The organism is Halomonas sp. A40-4, assembly GCF_015767635.1.
Taxonomy (GTDB): Bacteria; Pseudomonadota; Gammaproteobacteria; order Pseudomonadales; family Halomonadaceae; genus Vreelandella; species Vreelandella janggokensis.
On sequence record NZ_CP065230.1, the window covers coordinates 1,026,387 to 1,046,256 of the forward strand.

At 59.9% G+C, this 19,870-nt stretch carries 18 protein-coding genes; 8 read left to right on the plus strand and 10 right to left on the minus strand.

Features of this window, described 5'->3' with window-relative positions:
- Positions 1-11: 11 nt before the first annotated feature.
- Positions 12-320 carry a nucleotidyltransferase domain-containing protein gene (locus IT895_RS04885; RefSeq protein ID WP_199284882.1) on the minus strand — a complete coding sequence of 103 codons (309 nt, stop codon included), beginning with the start codon at positions 318-320 and terminating at the stop codon, positions 12-14.
- Positions 321-374: 54 nt separating this feature from the next.
- On the minus strand, positions 375-3,959 hold the full coding sequence (gene recC / locus IT895_RS04890) for an exodeoxyribonuclease V subunit gamma (protein WP_199284883.1): 3,585 nt from the start codon (positions 3,957-3,959) through the stop codon (positions 375-377).
- 150 nt (positions 3,960-4,109) lie between these two features.
- Here recC and IT895_RS04895 point away from each other — a divergent pair, with 150 nt between their 5' ends.
- The 3 genes from IT895_RS04895 (at position 4,110) to chrA (ending at position 7,701) form a co-directional block, all read left to right on the plus strand.
- Complete coding sequence (locus IT895_RS04895; RefSeq protein ID WP_199284884.1) at positions 4,110-4,538, plus strand: DUF2384 domain-containing protein; 429 nt, start codon at positions 4,110-4,112, stop codon at positions 4,536-4,538.
- Positions 4,539-4,744: 206 nt separating this feature from the next.
- Complete coding sequence (gene ilvD / locus IT895_RS04900; protein WP_085919859.1) at positions 4,745-6,430, plus strand: dihydroxy-acid dehydratase; 1,686 nt, start codon at positions 4,745-4,747, stop codon at positions 6,428-6,430.
- A 74-nt stretch (positions 6,431-6,504) separates the two neighbouring features.
- Complete coding sequence (chrA, locus tag IT895_RS04905; RefSeq protein WP_199284885.1) at positions 6,505-7,701, plus strand: chromate efflux transporter; 1,197 nt, start codon at positions 6,505-6,507, stop codon at positions 7,699-7,701.
- Positions 7,702-7,797: 96 nt separating this feature from the next.
- On the opposite strand, the gene IT895_RS04910 is transcribed toward chrA, so the two are convergent.
- A complete protein-coding gene (locus IT895_RS04910; protein ID WP_085919848.1) occupies positions 7,798-8,070 on the minus strand; it encodes an XRE family transcriptional regulator in 273 nt (90 codons plus the stop codon).
- 210 nt (positions 8,071-8,280) lie between these two features.
- Between IT895_RS04910 and purE the strand changes: the two genes are divergently transcribed.
- From purE to IT895_RS04930, 4 genes are all read left to right on the plus strand, one after another.
- Positions 8,281-8,796: a 5-(carboxyamino)imidazole ribonucleotide mutase gene (gene purE / locus IT895_RS04915; protein WP_085919847.1), complete on the plus strand. Its 516-nt coding sequence runs from the start codon at positions 8,281-8,283 to the stop codon at positions 8,794-8,796.
- A gap of 11 nt (positions 8,797-8,807) precedes the next feature.
- Positions 8,808-9,947: a 5-(carboxyamino)imidazole ribonucleotide synthase gene (locus IT895_RS04920; protein ID WP_199284886.1), complete on the plus strand. Its 1,140-nt coding sequence runs from the start codon at positions 8,808-8,810 to the stop codon at positions 9,945-9,947.
- Between the two features lie 157 nt (positions 9,948-10,104).
- Complete coding sequence (locus IT895_RS04925) at positions 10,105-11,715, plus strand: diguanylate cyclase domain-containing protein (RefSeq protein WP_199284887.1); 1,611 nt, start codon at positions 10,105-10,107, stop codon at positions 11,713-11,715.
- 146 nt (positions 11,716-11,861) lie between these two features.
- Positions 11,862-13,103: a GGDEF domain-containing protein gene (locus IT895_RS04930; protein ID WP_199284888.1), complete on the plus strand. Its 1,242-nt coding sequence runs from the start codon at positions 11,862-11,864 to the stop codon at positions 13,101-13,103.
- Here IT895_RS04930 and IT895_RS04935 read toward each other — a convergent pair.
- From IT895_RS04935 to IT895_RS04965, 7 genes are all read right to left on the minus strand, one after another.
- A complete protein-coding gene (locus IT895_RS04935) occupies positions 13,096-13,875 on the minus strand; it encodes a TraX family protein (protein WP_199284889.1) in 780 nt (259 codons plus the stop codon). The two genes, IT895_RS04930 and IT895_RS04935, sit on opposite strands and share 8 nt — an antisense overlap.
- A gap of 205 nt (positions 13,876-14,080) precedes the next feature.
- Entirely contained in the window at positions 14,081-14,848 is a 768-nt protein-coding gene (locus IT895_RS04940; RefSeq protein WP_085919842.1) for a transporter substrate-binding domain-containing protein, read from the minus strand.
- A 110-nt stretch (positions 14,849-14,958) separates the two neighbouring features.
- Positions 14,959-15,690 (minus strand): ABC transporter permease, encoded by a 732-nt coding sequence (locus IT895_RS04945; protein WP_085919841.1) that lies wholly within the window; start codon positions 15,688-15,690, stop codon positions 14,959-14,961.
- Complete coding sequence (locus IT895_RS04950; RefSeq protein WP_085919840.1) at positions 15,690-16,394, minus strand: ABC transporter permease; 705 nt, start codon at positions 16,392-16,394, stop codon at positions 15,690-15,692. Before IT895_RS04950 ends, IT895_RS04945 begins: the two co-directional genes overlap by 1 nt.
- A 15-nt stretch (positions 16,395-16,409) precedes the next feature.
- Complete coding sequence (locus IT895_RS04955; RefSeq protein ID WP_085919839.1) at positions 16,410-17,180, minus strand: ABC transporter ATP-binding protein; 771 nt, start codon at positions 17,178-17,180, stop codon at positions 16,410-16,412.
- 187 nt (positions 17,181-17,367) lie between these two features.
- Positions 17,368-18,360 carry a succinylglutamate desuccinylase gene (locus IT895_RS04960; RefSeq protein ID WP_199284890.1) on the minus strand — a complete coding sequence of 331 codons (993 nt, stop codon included), beginning with the start codon at positions 18,358-18,360 and terminating at the stop codon, positions 17,368-17,370.
- A 241-nt stretch (positions 18,361-18,601) separates the two neighbouring features.
- A complete protein-coding gene (locus IT895_RS04965) occupies positions 18,602-19,042 on the minus strand; it encodes a hemerythrin domain-containing protein (RefSeq protein WP_085919837.1) in 441 nt (146 codons plus the stop codon).
- A 183-nt stretch (positions 19,043-19,225) separates the two neighbouring features.
- On the opposite strand from IT895_RS04965, the gene wrbA reads away from it, so the two are divergent.
- Positions 19,226-19,825 (plus strand): NAD(P)H:quinone oxidoreductase, encoded by a 600-nt coding sequence (gene wrbA / locus IT895_RS04970; protein WP_085919836.1) that lies wholly within the window; start codon positions 19,226-19,228, stop codon positions 19,823-19,825.
- Positions 19,826-19,870: the final 45 nt, after the last annotated feature.

Genomic DNA, 19,870 nt, shown 5'->3' on the forward strand with positions numbered 1-19,870 from the left:
GAAATCTTGGCTCATGCTGCTTCCTCACCATCAATTGGCGTCGACTGACCCAAGGCTATCGCCTGGAAGGGCGTTGGCTCATCCGTCGAGACGTAGGTCACGATATCCACAGGGAGTTGTAGCCGCTCCTCCAGCGCGATTTTGAGCTCGGCTGAGGCAAGCAGAGGAATCGCTGTCTTGGAGATCAGTAGCAGGTCGATATCACCGCCTCGCTTTGTGTCGTCCAGACGCGAACCAAACACTTGGACGTTGACGGACGGCCCAATGAACTCACGTACACCAGAGACGATAGTGGAGCGCTGTGATTGAGTGAGTCGCATGGAGGCCTCTCCTTTCCTTTGAGCCTGTTGATAAAGTCTAGCACTGTATCGAGTCTAACCCTTTACCGCATAAAACAGCGGGGCGTAGAGCGCTTCGGTCAGCGCGGCGAAGCGGTGGCCGTGTTGGGTTTGCTCGTTGAATAGCCGCTCGAAGCGGGGCCACTGGTGGCTAAGGTAAGCGCTTTGGGCGACTTCGCCGGTCTGGAAGCGGCCGCCGTCATAGGCGCCTTCGGCGGCGGCGTAGGCGTCGCTTTCCCGGCCTTTGTCTTCGGCGATCTCCGGCGTGCCTAGCTTGGTCAACCAGGCAAAGGCGGCCTGGGGGGCCAGCGGTAGTGGGGCTTCAAGGCCTGCTTGCCAGGCGGTCATCTGGGTGTCCAGGTGGGCGCGGGCGGTGTCGGCGGCGATGGGGTCCAGCGTGATGTTGCCCGCCTTGGAAAGTAGCTGGGTGGTCATCGGGCCGCTGAGGTTGCCCGCCAGATGGGCGACCCAGGGGCGCAGCAGATGGGTCCAGCGGTACTGGCCGCGCCCGCTGCCCTGGCTGATCAGGCTGCTGCTGAGCAGCAGCAGGCGGCAGCGGTCACCGGCCTCGTTCTGGCGCAGTTCGTTCAGCCAGTCTTCCAGCACGATGCCGTCGGCGCTTTCTACGCGAACCGGCTCCGGCGCGGGCAAGGCGATGGGCCACTGGTCCAGTGCTTCCTGGTAGGCGCTGAACAGGTCGTCCATGGGCTCGGCCAGGGCGTTGCGCATGCGCTCGCCAAAGGCCCCCATGGCGAGCACACCCTGACCCTGGAAGCGCTCAAGCTGGGCGTCGAGGGCTTCCAGGCGTGGCTCGCCGTTGTCCACCGCGTGGCGCTGGGCGGCGATGAGCCGGTCCTGCAGCTGCCAGTTCTGCAGGCCGTCCAGGGCGAAGGGTTCGGCGTCCAGCTCGGCGATGGCTTCCTGCTCGAAATACACCCCTAGCCGGGTATTGAAGAAGGTACGCACCGGTTCGCGCAGAAAGCCGCCCAGTTGACCGAGATTAAGGCTGGAGGGCGCGTTTTCCGGCTTGGGTAACGGCGCTTTGGCGGCCTGGGGGGCACGCGGCGCGTGCTCATCTCGCCATACATGGGCCCCACGCCATTCATGAACATAGGTAAACAGTCGCCCAGCGTCGTTGCCATCCTGGAAATACGCGCGGCTGAACGGCTGCAGCGGGTGTTCGGTGGTCAGGGCGTCGAGCAGCGGGGCGCCGTGTTCAAAGTGCCAGCCGGCGGCCAGGTGGTCGCGCAACTGGCCGACCAGTACCGAGGGCGGCAGCGGCGTGTTGTCGATCTGGCTGCGGCCGACCCAGCTGATGTAGAGCTGGTCCCGGGCGGAGAGCAGCGCTTCGAGAAACAGGTAGCGGTCGTCTTCCCGGCGGGAGCGGTCGCCGGGGCGGTAGTCGCTGCCCATCAGGTCAAAGTCCAGCGGCGGCTGGGAGCGGGGGTATTCGCCGTCGTTCATGCCCAGCAGGCACACGCGCTTGAAGGGGATGGCGCGCATGGGCATCAGCGTGGCGAAGTTCACCGCCCCGGCCAGAAAGCGCTGGGAAAGGCTGTGCTCGTCGATCTGCGCCAGCCAGTGTTCGCGCACCATGGAAAGCGGCAGCGGGTCTTCCAGCTGGGCTTCGCGGCTGCTTTCGAGGATTTGCTGCAGGCCGTTTTCCAGCTTGGTGAGCATGACGCTTTCCTGGGCGTCGTCGGTGAGGAAGAAGGTTTCCAGCAGGGTGCGCAGCCGCTCGACCCAACTGGCGGCATCGGTGGGCTGGCGGAAGGTCTCCCAGGTGGCTTCGAGCTTTTCCAGCAGCGTCGCCAAGGGGCCAGCAAGGCCCGCTTCCAGCCCGCCGATGTCGTCGAACGGCTCGATGCCCTGCCAGGCATTACCTTCACCTACCGTATACCCCAGCAGCAGGCGGCGCAGGCCAAAGGCCCAGGTGTTCTGGCTGAGCCCGCCGGGCAGTTCGAGAGTCTGGCGCTGTTTGGCATTCAGCCCCCAGCGGATGCCCGCGCCTTCCATCCAGCGCTCCAGCACCGGCAGGTCGCGTTCTTCCAGCCCGAAGCGCTGGCGCAGGGCGGGCACGTCGAGCAGGTCCAGCAGGTCGCTGACGGACAGGCGCAGCTCCGGCAGGCGCAGCAGCTTTTCCAGCGCGATCATCATCGGCAGTCGATGGCGGCTGGCCTGGTCGGAAAGCGTGTAGGGGATGAAGCGCGGGTCGTCGCCTTGAAGCTGGCCGAATACTGCGTCGATGTGCGGCGCGTAGCGGTCGATGTCCGGCACCATGACGATGATGTCCCGCGGGCGCAGCTCGGGGTCGGCGCTGAACGCGGCGAGCAGCTGGTCGTGGAGAATCTCGACTTCCCGCTGGGGGCCGTGGGCGATATGAAACACCAGGGAGTCATCCGCCGGGTCGAGGGCGGGCCAGTGGGTCTGGGTTTCGGCCACCGGGCGCAACTCGCGGATGTCGTCCTGCAACTGGCTGAGCAGGCAGCCGCGCTCGCCGGAGAACGGCTCGAACATGTCGATGCGCAGCGCCTGCTGCTCGAACAGGGTCTGGTAGTCGCCGGTGTCGTCGTGCTCGTCCAGCAGGCGCAGGTAGTCGCGGCCCTGCTTGCCCCAGGCGGCGAGCAGCGGCTGGGCATGCAGGTGCAGGGCATCGTCAGCGTCGCCGGTGCCCAGTACGTCCAGCGCTTCGGGCATGCCGGTCTTGCGCCGCTGGCGGTAGCGGCTGGCGCGGAGCAGGTCCTTGTGCTCGATGATATCCGCCCAGTAGAACTGGCAGGGGTTGTGCACGCAGAGCACCACCTGGCAGCAGCGCGAGAGCGCCGCCAGGGCTTCCAGCGTCTGCTGGGGCAGCGACGAGATGCCGAAAATGATCAGCCGCCGGGGCAGGCCCGGCGGGCAGGTCTGGCCGTCCAATTGCTCGGTGGCCTTCAAAAAGCGCCGATGCACCTGGGCGCGGCTGCTGTCGAGGCCCGCATCGCCCTGGGTGGCGGCCACATCCTCACGCAAGATGCGCCACAGCGCGGGCTGCCAGCGCTGGTGGTCTTCCAGGGGGCGGGTTTCGCCGCGGGCGGTGATCAGCACGTCGTCGCCGTTGGCCCAGGCGTCCAGCCAGTCGGCGCGATAGACCTGATACTGGTCGAACAGGTCCGCCAGCCGCTCGGCCAGCTGGTAGTGCTTGCGCTGGTCGCGGTCGACTTCCAGAAACTGCGCCAGCGGGGCAAACACGTCCTGCTCGGCCAGGGTGGGCAGCAGACGTAACAGCCGCCAGACCAGGCGAGATTTATCGAACGGCGAGGTTTCTGGCACGGCGTCTTCGTTGTTCGATACGTGAGTCAGCACCGTGCGGTAGGCCTGCCACAGGAACCGCGCGGGCAGCATGACGTCCAGCGCCGCCGCGATCCCCGCGCCGCCGTTGTCCGGGTCTTCCGCCAGCGCCAGCTTCAGCCACTGCCCGATGCCGTTGCTCTGCACCAGAATGGTTTCGTTCTCCAGCGGCCCCAGCGGGTGCAGGCGCATCCACTCCACCGCCAGCCCGCGCAAATCTTCCAGGCGATTGCCATGCACCACCATGAACCCGGGCGTTAGCGATGTTGGCGAAAGCAGCGAATTGGCGGGCATGCGCGAGATTCCTTCACGGCGGTGGTGGTGGCTAAGGGTATGGTGCCATAAGTGGTTGTCCAAAGCTCAATGCGTTAGCATCTTGGTTTTTAACTGCTATGATGAATATATGTTGTTTTTTGGTTGCATAAGCGCAGCAGGAGGCTTGTCATGGCGACGGCAATAGAAGAATCACATAGCGAACCGATGGGCTATCAAGCACCAGACTCCTTCGCGCGATTTCTTGCTGACTTGAAAGGCGTCGCTCGAGAAGAGCGCCAGCCGCTCATCAATCCTAAGCTGTTTGCCAGCGCGCTGAGCATGGATATTCAAACGTTGGCCAGTCACGCGCACGTGCATCGCACGACTATCTCCAGGGCGCAGGGCGCGGAGAAGCTCCAACGCTATCTGCGTGATGCTCTTAGGGTATTAGGTGCGGCGGCTGATATTAATGGTGATTTCCACGATGCGTTGTTTTGGTTCCGAAATGAGCCTATCGGTGCCTTTGATTATAAAACGCCTGAGCAATTAGTGAGCGAAGGCCGCGCCGATGACCTTCTTCGGTATGTTAAAGCGTTACAAGCTGGCGTGGTGGGATGATTGTACTGCCAGAGTTAAATACTCAGGCCTAAACGAAAATGATTAATTAGAAGCCTATGATCCGCGTTGTGATCTGCCTCATGATGCTCGTTCCTGGCAATAATGGGCATAGGATAATGAACTTATGTCTCTTTTAGCCTTGCGCGAAAGTGATGGCATCGCCAAGCTATGCCGATACCGTGAACAAAGTTGAGAGATCTATCCCCATGACCGAGTCATCACAAAATTCCCGCCGTCATTCTTCCTCTGTGGTCGATGGCCCAGGTAAAGCCGCCAGCCGTGCCATGCTGCGCGCGGTGGGTTTTAACGACGACGATTTCAAAAAGCCCCAGGTCGGCGTTGCCTCGACCTGGAGCATGGTGACCCCCTGCAACAGCCACATTGGCGAGCTGGCCGAGCATGCCCGTGACGGCGCGGACGCGGCGGGTGGCAAGGGTGTGATCTTCAACACCATCACCATTTCCGACGGCATCGCCAACGGTACCGAGGGCATGAAGTACTCGCTGGTGTCCCGCGAGGTGATCGCCGATTCCATCGAGACCGTGGCGGGCTGCGAAGGCTTTGACGGCCTGGTGGCGATTGGCGGCTGCGACAAGAACATGCCCGGCTGTGTGATGGGCCTGGCGCGGCTCAATCGCCCCAGCGTGTTTGTTTATGGCGGCACCATCATGCCCGGCGAGGGGCATACCGATATCGTGTCGGTCTTCGAGGCCATGGGCGCGCACTCCCGCGGCGATATCGACCTGATCGAACTCAAGAACATCGAGGAAACGGCGATTCCTGGCCCGGGTTCCTGCGGCGGCATGTACACCGCCAACACCATGGCCTCGGCGATTGAAGCGCTGGGCATGAGCCTGCCAGGCAGCTCGGCGCAGAACGCCATCTCCCGCGATAAGCGCGAGGACTGTGAGGCGGCGGGCGAAGCCGTGCTGGCGCTGCTGGCCAACGACATCAAACCTTCCGATATCATGACCCGCGAGGCGTTTGAAAACGCCGTGACCGTGGTCATTGCGTTGGGCGGCTCGACCAACGCCGTGCTTCACCTGGTGGCCATGGCGCGCACCATTGGCGTCGAACTGTCGCTCAAGGACTTCACCGAGATCGGCAAGCGCGTGCCGGTCGTGGCTGACCTGCGCCCCAGCGGCCACTACATGATGAGCGAGCTGGTGGCGATTGGCGGTATTCAGCCGCTGATGAAGATCCTGCTCGACGCAGGCCTGCTGCACGGCGACTGCCTGACGGTCACCGGCAAGACGCTGGCCGAGAACCTCGCCGACGTTGAACCGTACCCGCTGGACCAGAAAATCATCGCCCCGCTGGGTAACCCCATCAAGGCCGAAAGCCATCTGCGTATTCTCCACGGCAACCTGGCCCCGGAAGGCGCGGTGGCCAAGATTACCGGCAAGGAAGGCACGCGGTTCAGTGGTTCGGCACGAGTGTTCGGTTCTGAAGAGGAAGCCCAGGCGCGCATCAACGACGGCACCGTGGTCGCCGGTGACGTGATAGTGATTCGCTACGAAGGCCCCAAGGGCGGCCCCGGCATGCGCGAAATGCTCACCCCGACGTCGGCCATCATGGGCCGTGGGCTGGGCAGCGATGTGGCGTTGATTACCGACGGCCGCTTCTCCGGCGGCAGCCACGGCTTCGTCGTGGGCCACGTGTCCCCCGAGGCGTTCGAGGGCGGCCCGCTGGCGCTGGTGGAAGACGGCGACACCATCACCATCGACGCGGTGGCCGACACCATTGAAGTGGCGGTTTCCGACGACGAATTGATTCGCCGCCGTGCCGCCTGGCGTCAGCCGACACCGCGTTACCGCCGTGGCGTGCTGGCCAAGTACGCTCGACTCGTCAGTTCCGCCAGCACTGGCGCGGTCACCGACAACGAAGAGTAAGTCTAGCGCTGTCATCTGCATGTCAAACGCCAGGGATAACCTGGCGTTTTTATTGGCGTAAAGGAAACGTTTCAATGGCGACGCAAGCGAACTCCAAGACGTCACGGGTCAGCGAGGTCTTCAAGGCGTTTCTGCTGCTCGGGCTCACCTCCTTTGGGGGGCCGGTGGCGCATCTGGGTTACTTCCGCACCGAGTTTGTCGCGCGCCGGAAGTGGCTGACGGAAAGCGCCTACGCGGATCTGGTGGCGCTGTGTCAGTTTCTACCTGGCCCGGCCAGCAGCCAGGTGGGCTTTGCCCTGGGGCTGATGCGGGCGGGCCCCTGGGGCGCTGCCATGGCCTGGCTGGCGTTTACCCTGCCGTCGGCCATTGTGTTGGTGCTGTTCGCCTTTGGCGCTGCGGTGCTGGAGGGGCCGATTGCCAGCGGTATTATTCATGGCTTGAAGGTCGTCGCCGTGGCCATTGTTGCCCATGCGGTGTGGGGCATGGCACGCAATCTATGCCCGGATCCTACCCGCGCGGGTATCGCCCTGGCCGCCGTATTTGCCGTGGTGGCCATCAGCGGGCCGTTGGGGCAGGTAAGTGCCATTGTGCTGGGCGGCGTCGCCGGGCTTTTGCTATGCCGGGGCGTGGCCGCGGCCGCTGAAAGTGATCCGCTGCATTTCCCGGTGTCGCGCCTGGTCGGCATCATCGCCCTCGTGCTGTTCGGTGGGCTGCTGGTGTTACTGCCCCTGCTGGCCGGCATGGCGGTCTGGCTGGATATCACCGATGCCTTTTACCGAGCAGGCGCGCTGGTGTTCGGCGGGGGACACGTGGTGTTGCCGCTGTTAGAGGCGGAAGTGGTGCAGTCGGGCTGGGTTTCCGCCGACGCGTTCTTGACCGGTTACGGTGCCGCCCAGGCGATACCCGGGCCGCTGTTTACCTTTTCGGCTTACCTGGGCGCGTTGATACCGTCAGGCGGTAGCTTGCTGACAGCGACGCTTGCGTTGCTGGCGATTTTCCTGCCGGGGTTCTTGCTGTTGGTGGGGGTACTGCCATTCTGGAATCACTTTCGTCAGTGGCAGTGGGCTCAGGCGCTGATGCGCGGTGCCAATGCAGCGGTAGTCGGTATTCTTGGGGCGGCGCTCTATGATCCAGTATGGACGAGTGCGATTGTTGGCGCTCCCGAGTTTGCGCTGGCGCTCACCGGCTTCCTGCTACTGACTGTCTGGAAACTGCCTGCCTGGGCGGTGGTGATCGTGGTGGCATTCGGCGGCGTGTTGATTGCACCCTGAGGCCGTTGCATGAAGCGGATACAAAAACGGCCGCTTCAAGGGCGGCCGATATAGCGAGAGAAAAACATCCAATAGGAGGCGTAGAGGATCTGTTCGCTATGGCGCCTCCACTTCCAGCGTGCGACGCAAAACGTGAAGTTCATCCACGTTAAGGTGCTCAAGCTTTCCAGCGAGCAGGTCGCTGACCTTCTGAACGGGTAGCCCCGCTCGGCGGGCGATTTCACGGCTTCCCATGTCTGATACCGCAATCAGACGCGTGATAATGCGCATCAAGCGCGTACGTCTTTCGAGTTCCCTGACATCGAGGTCAGGGCTGCTTCGCGGAGGGTCGTGCAGATCCGCGTGTGCAATTGAGCGTGCCGTACTCATGAGGCTCCATCAGTCTGAAGTGACAAAGACACAATGCCGCCAACCGGGGGGCATTTCAATACCTTTTTTGATGAAAATTTCATGGCGCGGAAGGCCCCCCGCAAGGGGCTTGGCTCTGGTAGACTAACCCCTTATTTTTTCGTCTGTCCTCTCGTGTGAGGCACGGTATATTGAGCGTATGGATAAGGCCACGGGCCTAGGAGTGATGGCATGTCGTCGAACAGCGCACCCAAAGTGGGTGTGATTATGGGGTCAAAATCGGACTGGCCGGTCATGGAACACGCTGTTTCCATGCTGGAGCGTTTGGGCGTGGCTTATGAAACCCGCGTCGTGTCGGCGCACCGCACGCCTGATCTGCTGTTCGACTATGCCAAGGGGGCTGCCGAGCGGGGCCTGCAGGTGATTGTGGCGGGCGCTGGCGGTGCTGCCCATCTGCCGGGCATGGTGGCCTCGCAAACGCCGCTGCCGGTGCTGGGCGTGCCGGTGGAGTCCAAGTCGCTGAAAGGGCTGGACTCATTGCTATCCATTGCCCAGATGCCGGGTGGCATTGCGGTCGGCACCCTGGCGATTGGTAAAGCGGGCGCGACCAATGCCGGCTTGCTGGCGGCACAAATTGTGGGTTTGCAGGATGCCGACGTGCGCAATGCGGTGGAAGCGTTCCGCGCCGAACAGACCCAGAAAGTGCTCGATAACCCGGACCCACGTCCCGACCCGGAAGCCGAATAAGGAGGCCTGCGATGCAGTCTGTCATTGCCCATAACATCGGCATTTTGGGTGCCGGTCAGCTAGGCCGCATGCTGGCCCTGGCGGGCTACCCGCTGGGTAATCGTTTCACCTTCCTGGATACCACCGGTAACCCCAGCGCCGGCATTGGCGAGGTCATCGTCGACCCTGACAACCAGCACCTGGCGGCGTTTCTTGAAAAGGTCGATGTGGTGACCTACGAATTCGAACACCTGCCGGTTCAGCTGGTGCGCGATATTGAGCAGCATAAGCCGGTCTATCCCGGCAGCCGCGCCATTGAAGTATGCCAGAACCGCGTGGAAGAGAAGGCGCTGTTCGACCGTTTGGGGATTCCCACACCCGCCTATCGTATTGTCGAGAGTGCCGAGCAGCTTGAAGCCGCCGCCCGTGAACTGGGCTGCCCGGTAGTGGCGAAGTCCGTCACCGAAGGTTACGACGGTAAAGGCCAGGCGGTGCTCAAACAGCCTGAGCAGGCGGCTGACGCCTGGCGTGAGATCGGCCACCGCCAACTGATTGTCGAAGCCTTTGTCGATTTCGTGCGTGAAGTTTCGATCATTGCGGTGCGCGGCCGCGATGGCGAGGTGGTGTTCTACCCCATGGCGGAAAACCAGCATGTGGATGGCATTCTGCGCTATTCGGTCGCGCCGCTGCCGGACATCGACGCAAGCGTTCAGCAAACCGCAGACCGCTATATTCGCTCGCTGCTGGATGAACTGGATTACGTGGGCGTGCTGGCACTGGAGCTCTTCCAGGCCCGCGACGGCAGCCTGCTGGCCAATGAAATGGCGCCGCGGGTGCATAATTCGGGCCACTGGACCATGAACGGTGCAGTGACCAGCCAGTTTGAAAACCACCTGCGAGCGGTACAGGGGCTACCCTTGGGCAGTCCCCAGGCGGTTGCACCGACCTGCATGGTCAACGTCATCGGTCAGGAGGGCGACAATGCGGCGCTGTTGGCGTTGTCTAACACCCACCTGCACCGTTACGACAAGACCGAGCGGGCCGGGCGCAAGCTGGCGCATCTCAATATCGTGGCGGACACCCACGCCGAACTGCTTGAAAAAGTGCGTACCTGTCAGGCGCTGTTGCCGGGCGCGCCGCCTGTATCGTGGAGTTTTGAATCAACTCTTTAAGCCGAATCGCCGCCTTTCAAGGCGGCTTTTTTATGCGCAAACGCGCCAATCGCTGACTTCAGTCGCAAAGCATTAAAAAATCGGCTAAAAAGGGCCAGACGGATTCATCAATAAGACTGGCTGAAAAGTCAGCTTGGCACCTTGCAAGGGACTTTGTATGCCTCACCCTGTTAATACGGCTAACGCGTCGGGTCTGCGAAGTCGTTTCAAGCGTGACCACCATGCCACGCTGAAAAGCCTGCGCAGCGAAAAAGTTCGCCTGTTATATGAAAACTTGTGGTCGCCTGTGCTGGCCAGCGTGCTGGGTGGCATATTGCTGGTAGCTGCGCTCTGGCCGGTGGTGGCGCACTGGAAGCTAATCGGCTGGCTGGCACTGTTAGCGATGGTCTCAGGCTTGCGTCTTGGCCTGGCCTACCGCTTTCAACGCTTACCGGCCTTGGAGCAGCGGCGCCAGCGCTGGCTGCGATGGTTCAGCATCGGCGCCATCTCGGCGGGTAGCGTATGGGGCCTGGGCAGCTTTGCACTGTTCACCGGCGATCACCCTGGCCAGGTGGCGGCGCTTTCGATTGTGGTCGCCGGTATCTCAGCGGGCGGGGTGACGACGCTTTCAGCTATCTGGTGGGTGGCGCTTGGGTTTGTTCTGCCCATCATGCTGCCATTGATGGTGCAGTTTTTTCTGCTTGGGTCGTCGCTTTCGTTACTGATCGGCTCGATGCTGACGCTATTTCTGGGGTTGATCGTCGTGACCAGCCGCCGTTTGAGCCGCATCATCCACGATAATATTTCGCTGCGCGTCAACATGGCGGCGCGCGAGGCGCAGTTGATGGAAAGCGAGGACCGCTACCGGTCGATTTTTGATCAGTCGCCGCTTGGCGTGCTGCACTTTGACGATCAGGGCACCATTACCGACTGTAACGGCAAGCTACTGGAGATTCTTGGCGTTGAGCGTGGTCAGCTAATGGGTTACTGCATGCTGGCCCCAGGTGCGGATAAAGCGGTTGCCCGGGCGGTCAGCGACGCCTTGAACCAGGGCACCGGTTACTATGAGGGGACTTATCAACTCCCCAAAGCCTCTGTAGGCACGCCGCTGCGCGCCTTTTTCAACGGGGTGCATAGTACTCGCCAGGAGATGGTCGGTGGGGTGGCCATGATCGAAGATTTCAGCGAGCGCAAGCAGCATGAGGCGATTATTTACCGCCAGGCCTACTACGATGCGCTGACCGATCTGCCCAATCGGCGCATGTTCATCGAGCGCCTGGAAACCCTTTGCGGCCATGATCAGTACGCCAGTGGTCTGCTGCTGTTCATGGATCTGGATCGTTTCAAGCTGATCAACGATACCCTGGGCCACGCTGCCGGTGACGATTTGCTGATCCAGGTGGCACGCCGCCTGGAAGGCTGTCTCCACAAGGGCGACATGGCCGCACGGCTGAGCGGCGATGAATTTGTGCTGCTGGCGTTGACCCCTACCACCACGCCCAAGGCCCTGGAAGACTGGGCCGAGGACTATATGCAGGCCGTCCAGTATGCCCTGTCAGCGCCTTATCGGTTGGAAAGCCATTCGGTGGACGTGACCCCAAGCATGGGATACACCTGCTTCCAGACCAGTGGCTGTGACCATGGTGAACTGCTGAAGGAAGCCGATCTGGCCATGTACCAGGCCAAGATGGAAGGGCGCGCGCAGCGCCGCCGCTACCAGCCATGGATGCGGGAGGAGGCGCAAAAACTGGCCAATGCCGGGATGCCTGCTGAAAACGCTGCCAACTGAGCTGGCCGCAGAGTTCAAACGCAAGCTTTTGTCGCCATGTTCTCGTAAATCGGCTAAAAGAGATCGAGTCGCCGGTTAATCAAAAGGCTCGAACGCCTGGGCTCAGGTGATAAGTGTGGGCAATGCTATGAAGGGGATGTTTTTAAATGCCACAGTCCTTGAGTGCGGCGATCCTGTCGGGTCTGCGGCGCCGGTTTGAGCGTGAAGATCCTGATGAGTCCTGTAGCCTGATCAGTGAAAAAGTGCGCATCCTCTACAGCAATTTATGGCAGCCCGTGTATGCCGGTATTCTGGGGGCACTTCTTTTGGTCAGCATCATGTGGGAGGTCGTCGCTCCCGCTGTTCTGATCGGCTGGCTGGTCGCCATTATTGCTATCTCTCTGATTCGCTTGCGGCTGGCTTCCTTGTTTCTGCAGTCTGACGCGTCATCACAAGCGCAACCGAAATGGATATTCTGGTTTGCGTTCACTGTCTTTGTGGCGGGGTGCGTTTGGGGAACGGCCGGTTTTCTTATGTTTGTCCCCGAGCGACCTGAATACATCGCGGCACTGGCGATTATCCTGTCGGGGGTGGCAGCCGGTTGCGTGACCATGCTTTCGGCGATTTGGTGGATAGTACTCTTGTTCATATTGCCGATTGGTCTGCCTCTGCAATGGATGTTCGTGACGTCCGCGGTGCCAACCCACACCATGATGGGCATCATAATGACGGTGTTTTTAGGGCTGCTGACTGTCACCAGTCGGCGCCTGGGGCTGATCATTCACGACAATATTTCACTGCGGGTCAGCATGGCTGCCCGCGAAGCGACGATCTACCGCCAGGCCTACTACGATTCATTGACCGACCTGCCAAACCGTCGCATGTTCATCGAGCGGCTTGAGGCGCTTTGCACCGATGAAAAGTCCGCCAGTGGCCTGCTGCTGTTCATGGATCTGGACCGTTTCAAACTGATCAACGATACGCTTGGCCACGCTGCCGGTGACGATTTGCTGATTCAGGTAGCGCGCCGCCTGGCAGGGTGTCTACACGAAGGCGACATGGCCGCTCGACTCAGCGGTGATGAGTTCGTGCTGTTGGCGTTGACCAATACCACTACGTCAAAGTCGCTGGTCGACTGGTCTGAAGCGTATATGCAGGAGGTACAGCATGCGCTTTCGGGTGCGTATAAGCTGGATACCCATTGGGTAGATGTGACGCCAAGTATTGGTTACACCTGTTTTCAAGCTTGTGGCTGTCAGCATGACGAGTTATTGAAACAAGCCGACCTGGCCATGTACCAAGCCAAAATGGGAGGCCGCGCCCAGTATCGACGCTATCAGCCGTGGATGCTGGATGAAGCGAAAAAACGGGCCCGGTTCCGTTCCCCTGCTGAGGATTCGACTAGCTGAACTGGCCGCTGACCAGGAGCCATAGCGCAATCAGGGCGAAATGACCAGGATACCAGGCCAGCCATAAGCGCCTGGGCATGGTCCACTGCAGGGTGGGTATGCGCTGTGCGGCGCCTGCTGCCAGCACCAGAACAATAATACAGGTGCCTACCGTAAAGGACTTGGCCATATCGGAAGCATTCATCTGGCCCGCTATCCACAAGGCCGGAAAAGCCGCCAGCCCTGCCCATAGCCGCGCTGAGAAATGACGCTCGGCGTCGTTCAGCGCCTGCATGGCAAACATCAGCAAGGGAATCAAAAGCAATCCGTAGTGGCTATATTCGACCCAAAAGCCGAGTAGATACCATAGGGTGACCCCTGCCGCGGCACCGCCCAGCAGCCAGCCAAAGTGAATGCTTTCCTGCTGATAGTGCTGCCAACCCAGCCGTACCAGTGACCCCAGCGCGAGGCCGGTAGCCAGGGTAAAGCAGATATTGAGAATGAAAGCGTCGGATTCACGCGGCATCAGCATGTAAGGCAGTTGCGCGATCATCCCGATAATCAGCATGCGCCGGGCGTAACGCATCGGGTTACGCGTATTGAAGAGGCCGTGCCAGGCGACCATCGCGGCAAACAGCGGGAAGGCAATACGGCCCACGGATGACCCCACCCACTCGAGCCCCCAGCCATCGGGTATTACATAGCGCGTCACATGGTCCATGGTCATGGTGAACAGGGCGAGCCACTGTGCCCAGCCTGTCCAGTGCGATGAGGGTTTTGCTGAAACCGCCATGGTACCTCCCTGTGAATGACGCTAAGTGGGGCTTATCAATGGATAATTCTACTAATGCAAAGACCGAGAGATAGAGCGTCGGTTCACTTAAGGCTCAATGAATCTTGGTCGGGGAGGCGAGAAAGGTCAGGCGGTGATGGAGATAGGTAAGGCGGTCGATAAGGCAGAAGAAGTCCCTCCCCATAAGGCTGGGGAGGGGGATTGCTTACTCTGCGTCGAAGTAACGCGCGTAGATTTCGTCGTAGGTGCCGTTGTCACGAAGGGTTTCAAGGGCTTCGTTGAACTGCTCGGCAAGTGCTTCATCGCGCTGGCGGAAGGCAATACCGAAACCGTCGCCGAAGTATTCTTTCGGCTCGGTCAGCATGTCGCCGACAACGATGTAGTCGCCTTCTTCACTTTCCAGCAGGGTGGATTTGCCCACCGGGAAGTCGAGGAACAGGATATCCAGACGCTCGGATTCCATGTCCAGCACCATGTCATCGGCGGTTGCATAGCGGTTGATGTCCGCCACATCGCCATACATGTCGGTGACGTAGTTGTCCTGCAGGGTGCCGCGCTGTACACCGATAGTCATGCCGGTGAGCGTCTCTTCGTTGACGGCGTCAAACTCGACGCCTGCAGGGGCAAACCAGGCAGACGGCGGCGTGATGTAGGGGTCTGAGAACAGCACCTGTTCGCGACGATCATCGTTGATGGTCATGGACGACATGATGGCATCGTATTTACGTGACAGGAGGCCAGGAATGATGCCGTCCCAGCCTTGAACAACCCATTCGCAGCTAACGCCGATTTCTTCGCAAAGGGCGTTGCCCAGATCAATATCGAAGCCAGTGAGGTCACCGTCAGGGGTGCGGTATTCCATTGGCTCGTAGGGAACATCCACGCCGATGCGAACTTCTTCGTAATCCTGCGCCTGGGCACTGGATGCAGCCATCGCCAGGCCAAGTAGAGAAAGTGTTAGGACTTTTTTCATTATGAGTCTCCTGATGGACGTAATTCACCAAGTGGTGAGGAACATAACCTTCGTCAGCTTAGCGCCGACAACAATGTTTTGTCGACGTATGAACTAACGTTTGTTTCACACTACCCGGTTTGGGGTTGTAGATGGGCCAGCAGTTTTTTCTCCAGATGGCGGAAGAAATACAGAATCGCAAAGGTGAGGCACAGATAAATGGCCGCGACGAATAAAAAGGCATCGAAGGGCGCGTAGTAACGGGCATAGACAAAGCGCGCCGCACCGGTCAGGTCCATGATGGTGACCACGCTGGCGATCGCGCTGGCGTGGAGCATGAAAATCACTTCATTGCCATAGGCGGGCAGGGCGCGCCGGAAGGCACTGGGAATGATGATCCGACGCATGGTCAAGCCGGGGGACATGCCGTAAGCCCGCGCGGCCTCGATTTCGCCTTTCGAGGTAGACTTGATAGCACCGCGAAAGATTTCGGTCGTGTAGGCGGCGGTATTAAGCGTGAAGGCAATCAATGCCGGTACAAAAGGGTCTTCCAGAATGAGCCACAGCCAGGTCTCCTGGATGCCGTCAACGAAGACCACACCGTAGTAGATCAGGTAGAGCTGGATGAGTAGCGGGGTGCCGCGAAAGACGTAGGTGTAGGCAAAGATTGGCCATTTGATCCAGGCATGCCTGGAACCGCGACCAATGGCGAGCGGCACCGCCGCAATAAGCCCGATAATCAGCGAGAGGAAAACGAGCTGAACGGTGGTCGTCAGGCCTTCGCCGTAGTGGGCCAGCGTTTGCAGGGTGAAAATGCTGTTATCGGCGAGCTGGGTTTCCAGCCAGGTAAGTAGGGATTCCATTAGTCTGCCTCCCCGTACCCGATGTCATAGCGCTTTTGCAGGCGGATAAATATCCACTCCGAGACGCTGGCGATCAACAGGTAAATGAGCGCCACCACAATCATGAAGGTGAACGGCTCGCGGGTGGCCTTGGAGGCCTCGGACGCCACGCGGACCATGTCGGAAAGACCGATGACCGAGACCAGCGCGGTGGTCTTTAGCAATACCATCCAATTGTTGGACAGGCCTGGCAGGGCGTGGCGCATCATTTGCGGGAAGCGGATGCGCCGGAATACCAGTGAATTGCTCATGCCGTAAGCCTTGCCGGCTTCGATTTGGCCGTGATCCACCGCCATGAAGGCGCCGCGAAAGGTTTCGCCCATGTAGGCGCCGAAAATCAGCCCGATGGTCACGACGCCCGCGACAAACTCATTGATATTAATGAAAATATCGATATCAAATTGATAGTACAGCCAGTCGGTGATCATGTTGACGCCGATTTGCCCGCCGAAGAACAGCAGCATCATCAGCACCAGGTCGGGAACGCCGCGGATAACGGTGGTGTAAAGCGTCGCGGTACGGTGGGCCAGCCAGCTGCGCGACATCTTCGCGCTGGCGGTGATAAGCCCGAGTACCACGGCGAGAAGCAGCGATAACAGGGCTAGCTGAAGCGTTACGCCGGCGCCTTCCAGCAAGCGCGGGCCGTAACCATGAAGATCAAGCATAGTGAGCCTCGCGTATCAGTATTTGGGCGCCAGGAACTGCTGCAGGCGCGGAGATTGAGGGTTGCCGATCAGTTCTTCAGGCGGCCCCGCTTCTTCCACCATGCCTTCGTGGAGGTAAATCACCTGGCTGGAGACGTCCCGGGCAAAGCCCATCTCATGGGTGACCACCACCATGGTGCGGCCTTCTTCGGCCAGGCCATGCATGACGTTGAGGACATCGCCCACCAGTTCAGGATCCAGCGCCGAGGTGGGTTCATCGAACAGCATGACCTCCGGGTCCATGGCCAGCGCGCGGGCAATGGCGCCACGCTGCTGCTGGCCACCCGACATCTGCGCTGGGTAGGCATTCGCACGGGCCGTCAGGCCGACCCTTTCAAGAAGTGCATGGGCGTGCTCGATGGCTTCTTTCTTGGGTTTGCCCAGTACATGGATCGGCGCCTCGATGATGTTTTCGAGCAGCGTCATGTGTGCCCACAAATTAAAGCTTTGAAACACCATCGACAGCTTGGCGCGCATCTGCACCACCTGCTTCCAGTCGGCGGGCTCGCGGCCACGGCGGGTGTTCTTGAAGCGGATTTCTTCGCCGTGCACGTAAAGGTCGCCTTCGTCAGGCTGTTCAAGCAGGTTCATGCAGCGCAAAAAGGTACTTTTACCCGACCCTGATGCCCCAATGAGGGTGATGACATCCCCTTTATGGGCCTGTAGGGAAAGGCCTTTCAGAACTTCCGTATCGCCGAAGCGTTTTTTTATATTACGCACTTCAAGAGGAATAGGCGTAGCGGCCATGTGCTTGGCTCCAATACTGGGTTGCCGCGGCAACAGTGAATGTTGGTGGCGGCTGGCGCGAAAAAAGGGGCGATTCTATCAGGCTAAACGGCCGATGCACGTTCTCCTGGTGTTTTTAATGGCTCAACGTTAGTCGTAGACAACGTCAAGCAGGTGATCATCGCCAGTGGATTGTTGTTGTCATCCCTTAAGCATTTGTGGGTGGTGCGCAGGGAACCACCAAGAGCGCGGCGCGCGCGCCAATTTCAACGTTGGCATTGGGAAATACCACGTGGAGCGGGGTATCGCCCACCCGATATTCACCGGTTTGGCTGTCGTTGGCTAAGCAGGTTCCAGGCGCAAAATGGGTGAAATTGGGGGTGTCATCGTCGAAGCACAGCGTGAAATGGTCGCCGTGGCGCATCAACTCATGCCGTACGCGGAAAAACGTCACCGCTTCAATGTCACTTTCCGCCGGTGTAGTGCCTTCGCTGAGCCGACCCAGCAGGGCCTGCATCGGCGTAAGCGATGCCATGTCGTTCTGCCCGAACGGCGCTACCCGGCCCAGCTCGAAGGTAAACGATTGAGCGCCGTGATAATGCTTGCTGTAGTGGGAGAATGTCCAGCTATGTTGGTGCTGGTGCAACACGGCCTGCATATCGGCAGCGGCCAGCCACTGCCACTGTTCGCTGTGTGTGTCGCTATCCCCATAGGGCTCCACGACAAAACGCGGGTAGAGGCTAGCGCGAATCGCCGTGTGGAGATCGTAGTGGAGCTTGGGTAATGCAGCGTTGTCGCTGAAAAAGTCATCAACCTCGGCCATCAGCTGGCGCGCCCGGTCCGGCTCGTCGCCGCTCGCAGAGAGCCCGCGCTCGAAGAGTCGATTGAGGTTGGTGTGGATAAAGCGCTGCTGGGCCTTGAGAGCAGGAATATTGCCAAGAATCACCAGCACCGGGGCGCCGAGCGTTAGCGTTCCGGCTTCCAGTTCGCTCAGCCAGGCACCTAACAGTTCGACGGGGGCGGTTTCGTTGCCGTGAATGGCGGCTGAAAAGATACAGGCGTGCGCATCGGGCCGTTGACGGTGCGGCGTCAGGCGCATAACGCCGGGCGCGCTGATGTCGAAGCGACCACTGGCAAAGGTGCCTTTGCGGGGCGTATCGCGCTGCTCGTCGAGGGTCCAGTCCAGCCACTCGCCTAGCATGCTGGCACCTCGTGGCGGGTAACAGCGCCAGAGAGAGAACTTCGCCGGGTAACGTTGTGTTGTGTCATTGGCAGTGCAACAAGCTGATAAACGTGGCCTACCTTTACCATCTTCCGCTTGACCGGCAACCCTGGGCGTCGTTCGAATGAAAAAGCGCGGTGGCATCGTGAAAGATTGCCGATAAAAAACGCCCGGGAGCTACTTGCTGTGCAACTCGGGCGTTATCGATCCTGCTCGATGGTCAAGCTGAACGCTGGCGCTGCATTTCTTCGTTGTATTCTTCGGCAAGCGCGGTTTTCTGCGGGTCTTCAAGGCCTCGTCCGGCGAGCTGAAAGACCTCGTGTTCTTCTTCATCCAGGTGATGGGTGACCAGGTGCTGGAGTTTCTTGGCGTGGGTCAGCCAACTGGTTGCGCTGAAATCGGTGTCGTCGAGCAGCTCGATCATTTCGTCGATTTCGTGGTGCTCAGCCACGCTGTGGCGCGCTTTTTCCTGGGTCAGGTCAACGTCCATCATGGGGATGTAAAGCGCGCGCTCTTCGGCATTGGCGTGAAATTTCAATTCCGCGCGAACCTGCTGATAGAGCTGCTCCCTTTCATCGCTGTCGCCATGGGTTTCCACCAGGCGCGCCAGGAGGTCGCGCTGAATATCGTGGTCTTTACGTAACGCTTCGAAAATTGTCATTCCTTTCTCCATGGATGCAGGGGTGAAGTAAAAGCTAGTCAGCGAACGACGAAAGCGCAAATGGCAGAGCATCGATGAAATCGATGCTCGCGGTCGAAAACATTCGCTTTTTTCTACGCGCTACTGCGTTATGTTGTGTTTATCAACTCAGACATCATCAATCGCAGCGCAAAGGAGTGAGCAATGACGAAAGTACTGGTGCTTTACTATTCCATGTATGGTCACATCGATACGCTGGCGGCGGCCGTTGCCGAGGGTGCCAGGAGCGTCGATGGCGTGGAGGTTACCGTCAAGCGCGTGCCGGAAACCATGCCGGAAGAAGCCTTCAAGAATGCCGGTGGCAAGCAGGATTTCACGACGCCTGAAGCAACGCCACAGGAGCTTGCCGATTACGACGCCATCATCTTTGGCACCCCCACGCGCTTTGGCAACATGGCCGGTCAGATGCGTACTTTCTTTGACCAGACTGGTGGGCTCTGGGCGAATGGCGCGCTGCGCGGCAAGGTGGCCAGCGTGTTTACCTCTACCGGCACCGGCGGCGGCGATGAAATGACCATCACGTCTACCTGGACCACATTGGCCCATCACGGCATGGTGATCGTGCCGATTGGCTATGGTATCGAAGAGCAGTTCGATATTTCCAAGGTAAGTGGCGGTACACCCTATGGCGCCGCCACCATTGCCGGTGGTGATGGTTCTCGCCAGCCGGATGATCGCGAACTGAAAATTGCCCGCTTCCAGGGTGAGCATGTTGCAGGCATCGCGGCCAAACTGGCCAGCTAATCGCTTGCAGCTGTGGCACAAGAAAGCCTCGTCGGCATCATCCGG

Coding starts and splice junctions, on each gene's coding strand:
- IT895_RS04940 (WP_085919842.1), bottom strand. CDS start 14,848: ATGAAAAAAGTCCTAACACTTTCTCTACTTGGCCTGGCGATGGCTGCA.
- IT895_RS04920 (WP_199284886.1), top strand. CDS start 8,808: ATGCAGTCTGTCATTGCCCATAACATCGGCATTTTGGGTGCCGGTCAG.
- wrbA (WP_085919836.1), top strand. CDS start 19,226: ATGACGAAAGTACTGGTGCTTTACTATTCCATGTATGGTCACATCGAT.
- chrA (WP_199284885.1), top strand. CDS start 6,505: ATGGCGACGCAAGCGAACTCCAAGACGTCACGGGTCAGCGAGGTCTTC.
- IT895_RS04930 (WP_199284888.1), top strand. CDS start 11,862: ATGCCACAGTCCTTGAGTGCGGCGATCCTGTCGGGTCTGCGGCGCCGG.
- purE (WP_085919847.1), top strand. CDS start 8,281: ATGTCGTCGAACAGCGCACCCAAAGTGGGTGTGATTATGGGGTCAAAA.
- IT895_RS04885 (WP_199284882.1), bottom strand. CDS start 320: ATGCGACTCACTCAATCACAGCGCTCCACTATCGTCTCTGGTGTACGT.
- IT895_RS04935 (WP_199284889.1), bottom strand. CDS start 13,875: ATGGCGGTTTCAGCAAAACCCTCATCGCACTGGACAGGCTGGGCACAG.
- recC (WP_199284883.1), bottom strand. CDS start 3,959: ATGCCCGCCAATTCGCTGCTTTCGCCAACATCGCTAACGCCCGGGTTC.
- IT895_RS04945 (WP_085919841.1), bottom strand. CDS start 15,690: ATGGAATCCCTACTTACCTGGCTGGAAACCCAGCTCGCCGATAACAGC.
- IT895_RS04955 (WP_085919839.1), bottom strand. CDS start 17,180: ATGGCCGCTACGCCTATTCCTCTTGAAGTGCGTAATATAAAAAAACGC.
- IT895_RS04965 (WP_085919837.1), bottom strand. CDS start 19,042: ATGACAATTTTCGAAGCGTTACGTAAAGACCACGATATTCAGCGCGAC.
- ilvD (WP_085919859.1), top strand. CDS start 4,745: ATGACCGAGTCATCACAAAATTCCCGCCGTCATTCTTCCTCTGTGGTC.
- IT895_RS04895 (WP_199284884.1), top strand. CDS start 4,110: ATGGCGACGGCAATAGAAGAATCACATAGCGAACCGATGGGCTATCAA.
- IT895_RS04960 (WP_199284890.1), bottom strand. CDS start 18,360: ATGCTAGGCGAGTGGCTGGACTGGACCCTCGACGAGCAGCGCGATACG.
- IT895_RS04925 (WP_199284887.1), top strand. CDS start 10,105: ATGCCTCACCCTGTTAATACGGCTAACGCGTCGGGTCTGCGAAGTCGT.
- IT895_RS04910 (WP_085919848.1), bottom strand. CDS start 8,070: ATGAGTACGGCACGCTCAATTGCACACGCGGATCTGCACGACCCTCCG.
- IT895_RS04950 (WP_085919840.1), bottom strand. CDS start 16,394: ATGCTTGATCTTCATGGTTACGGCCCGCGCTTGCTGGAAGGCGCCGGC.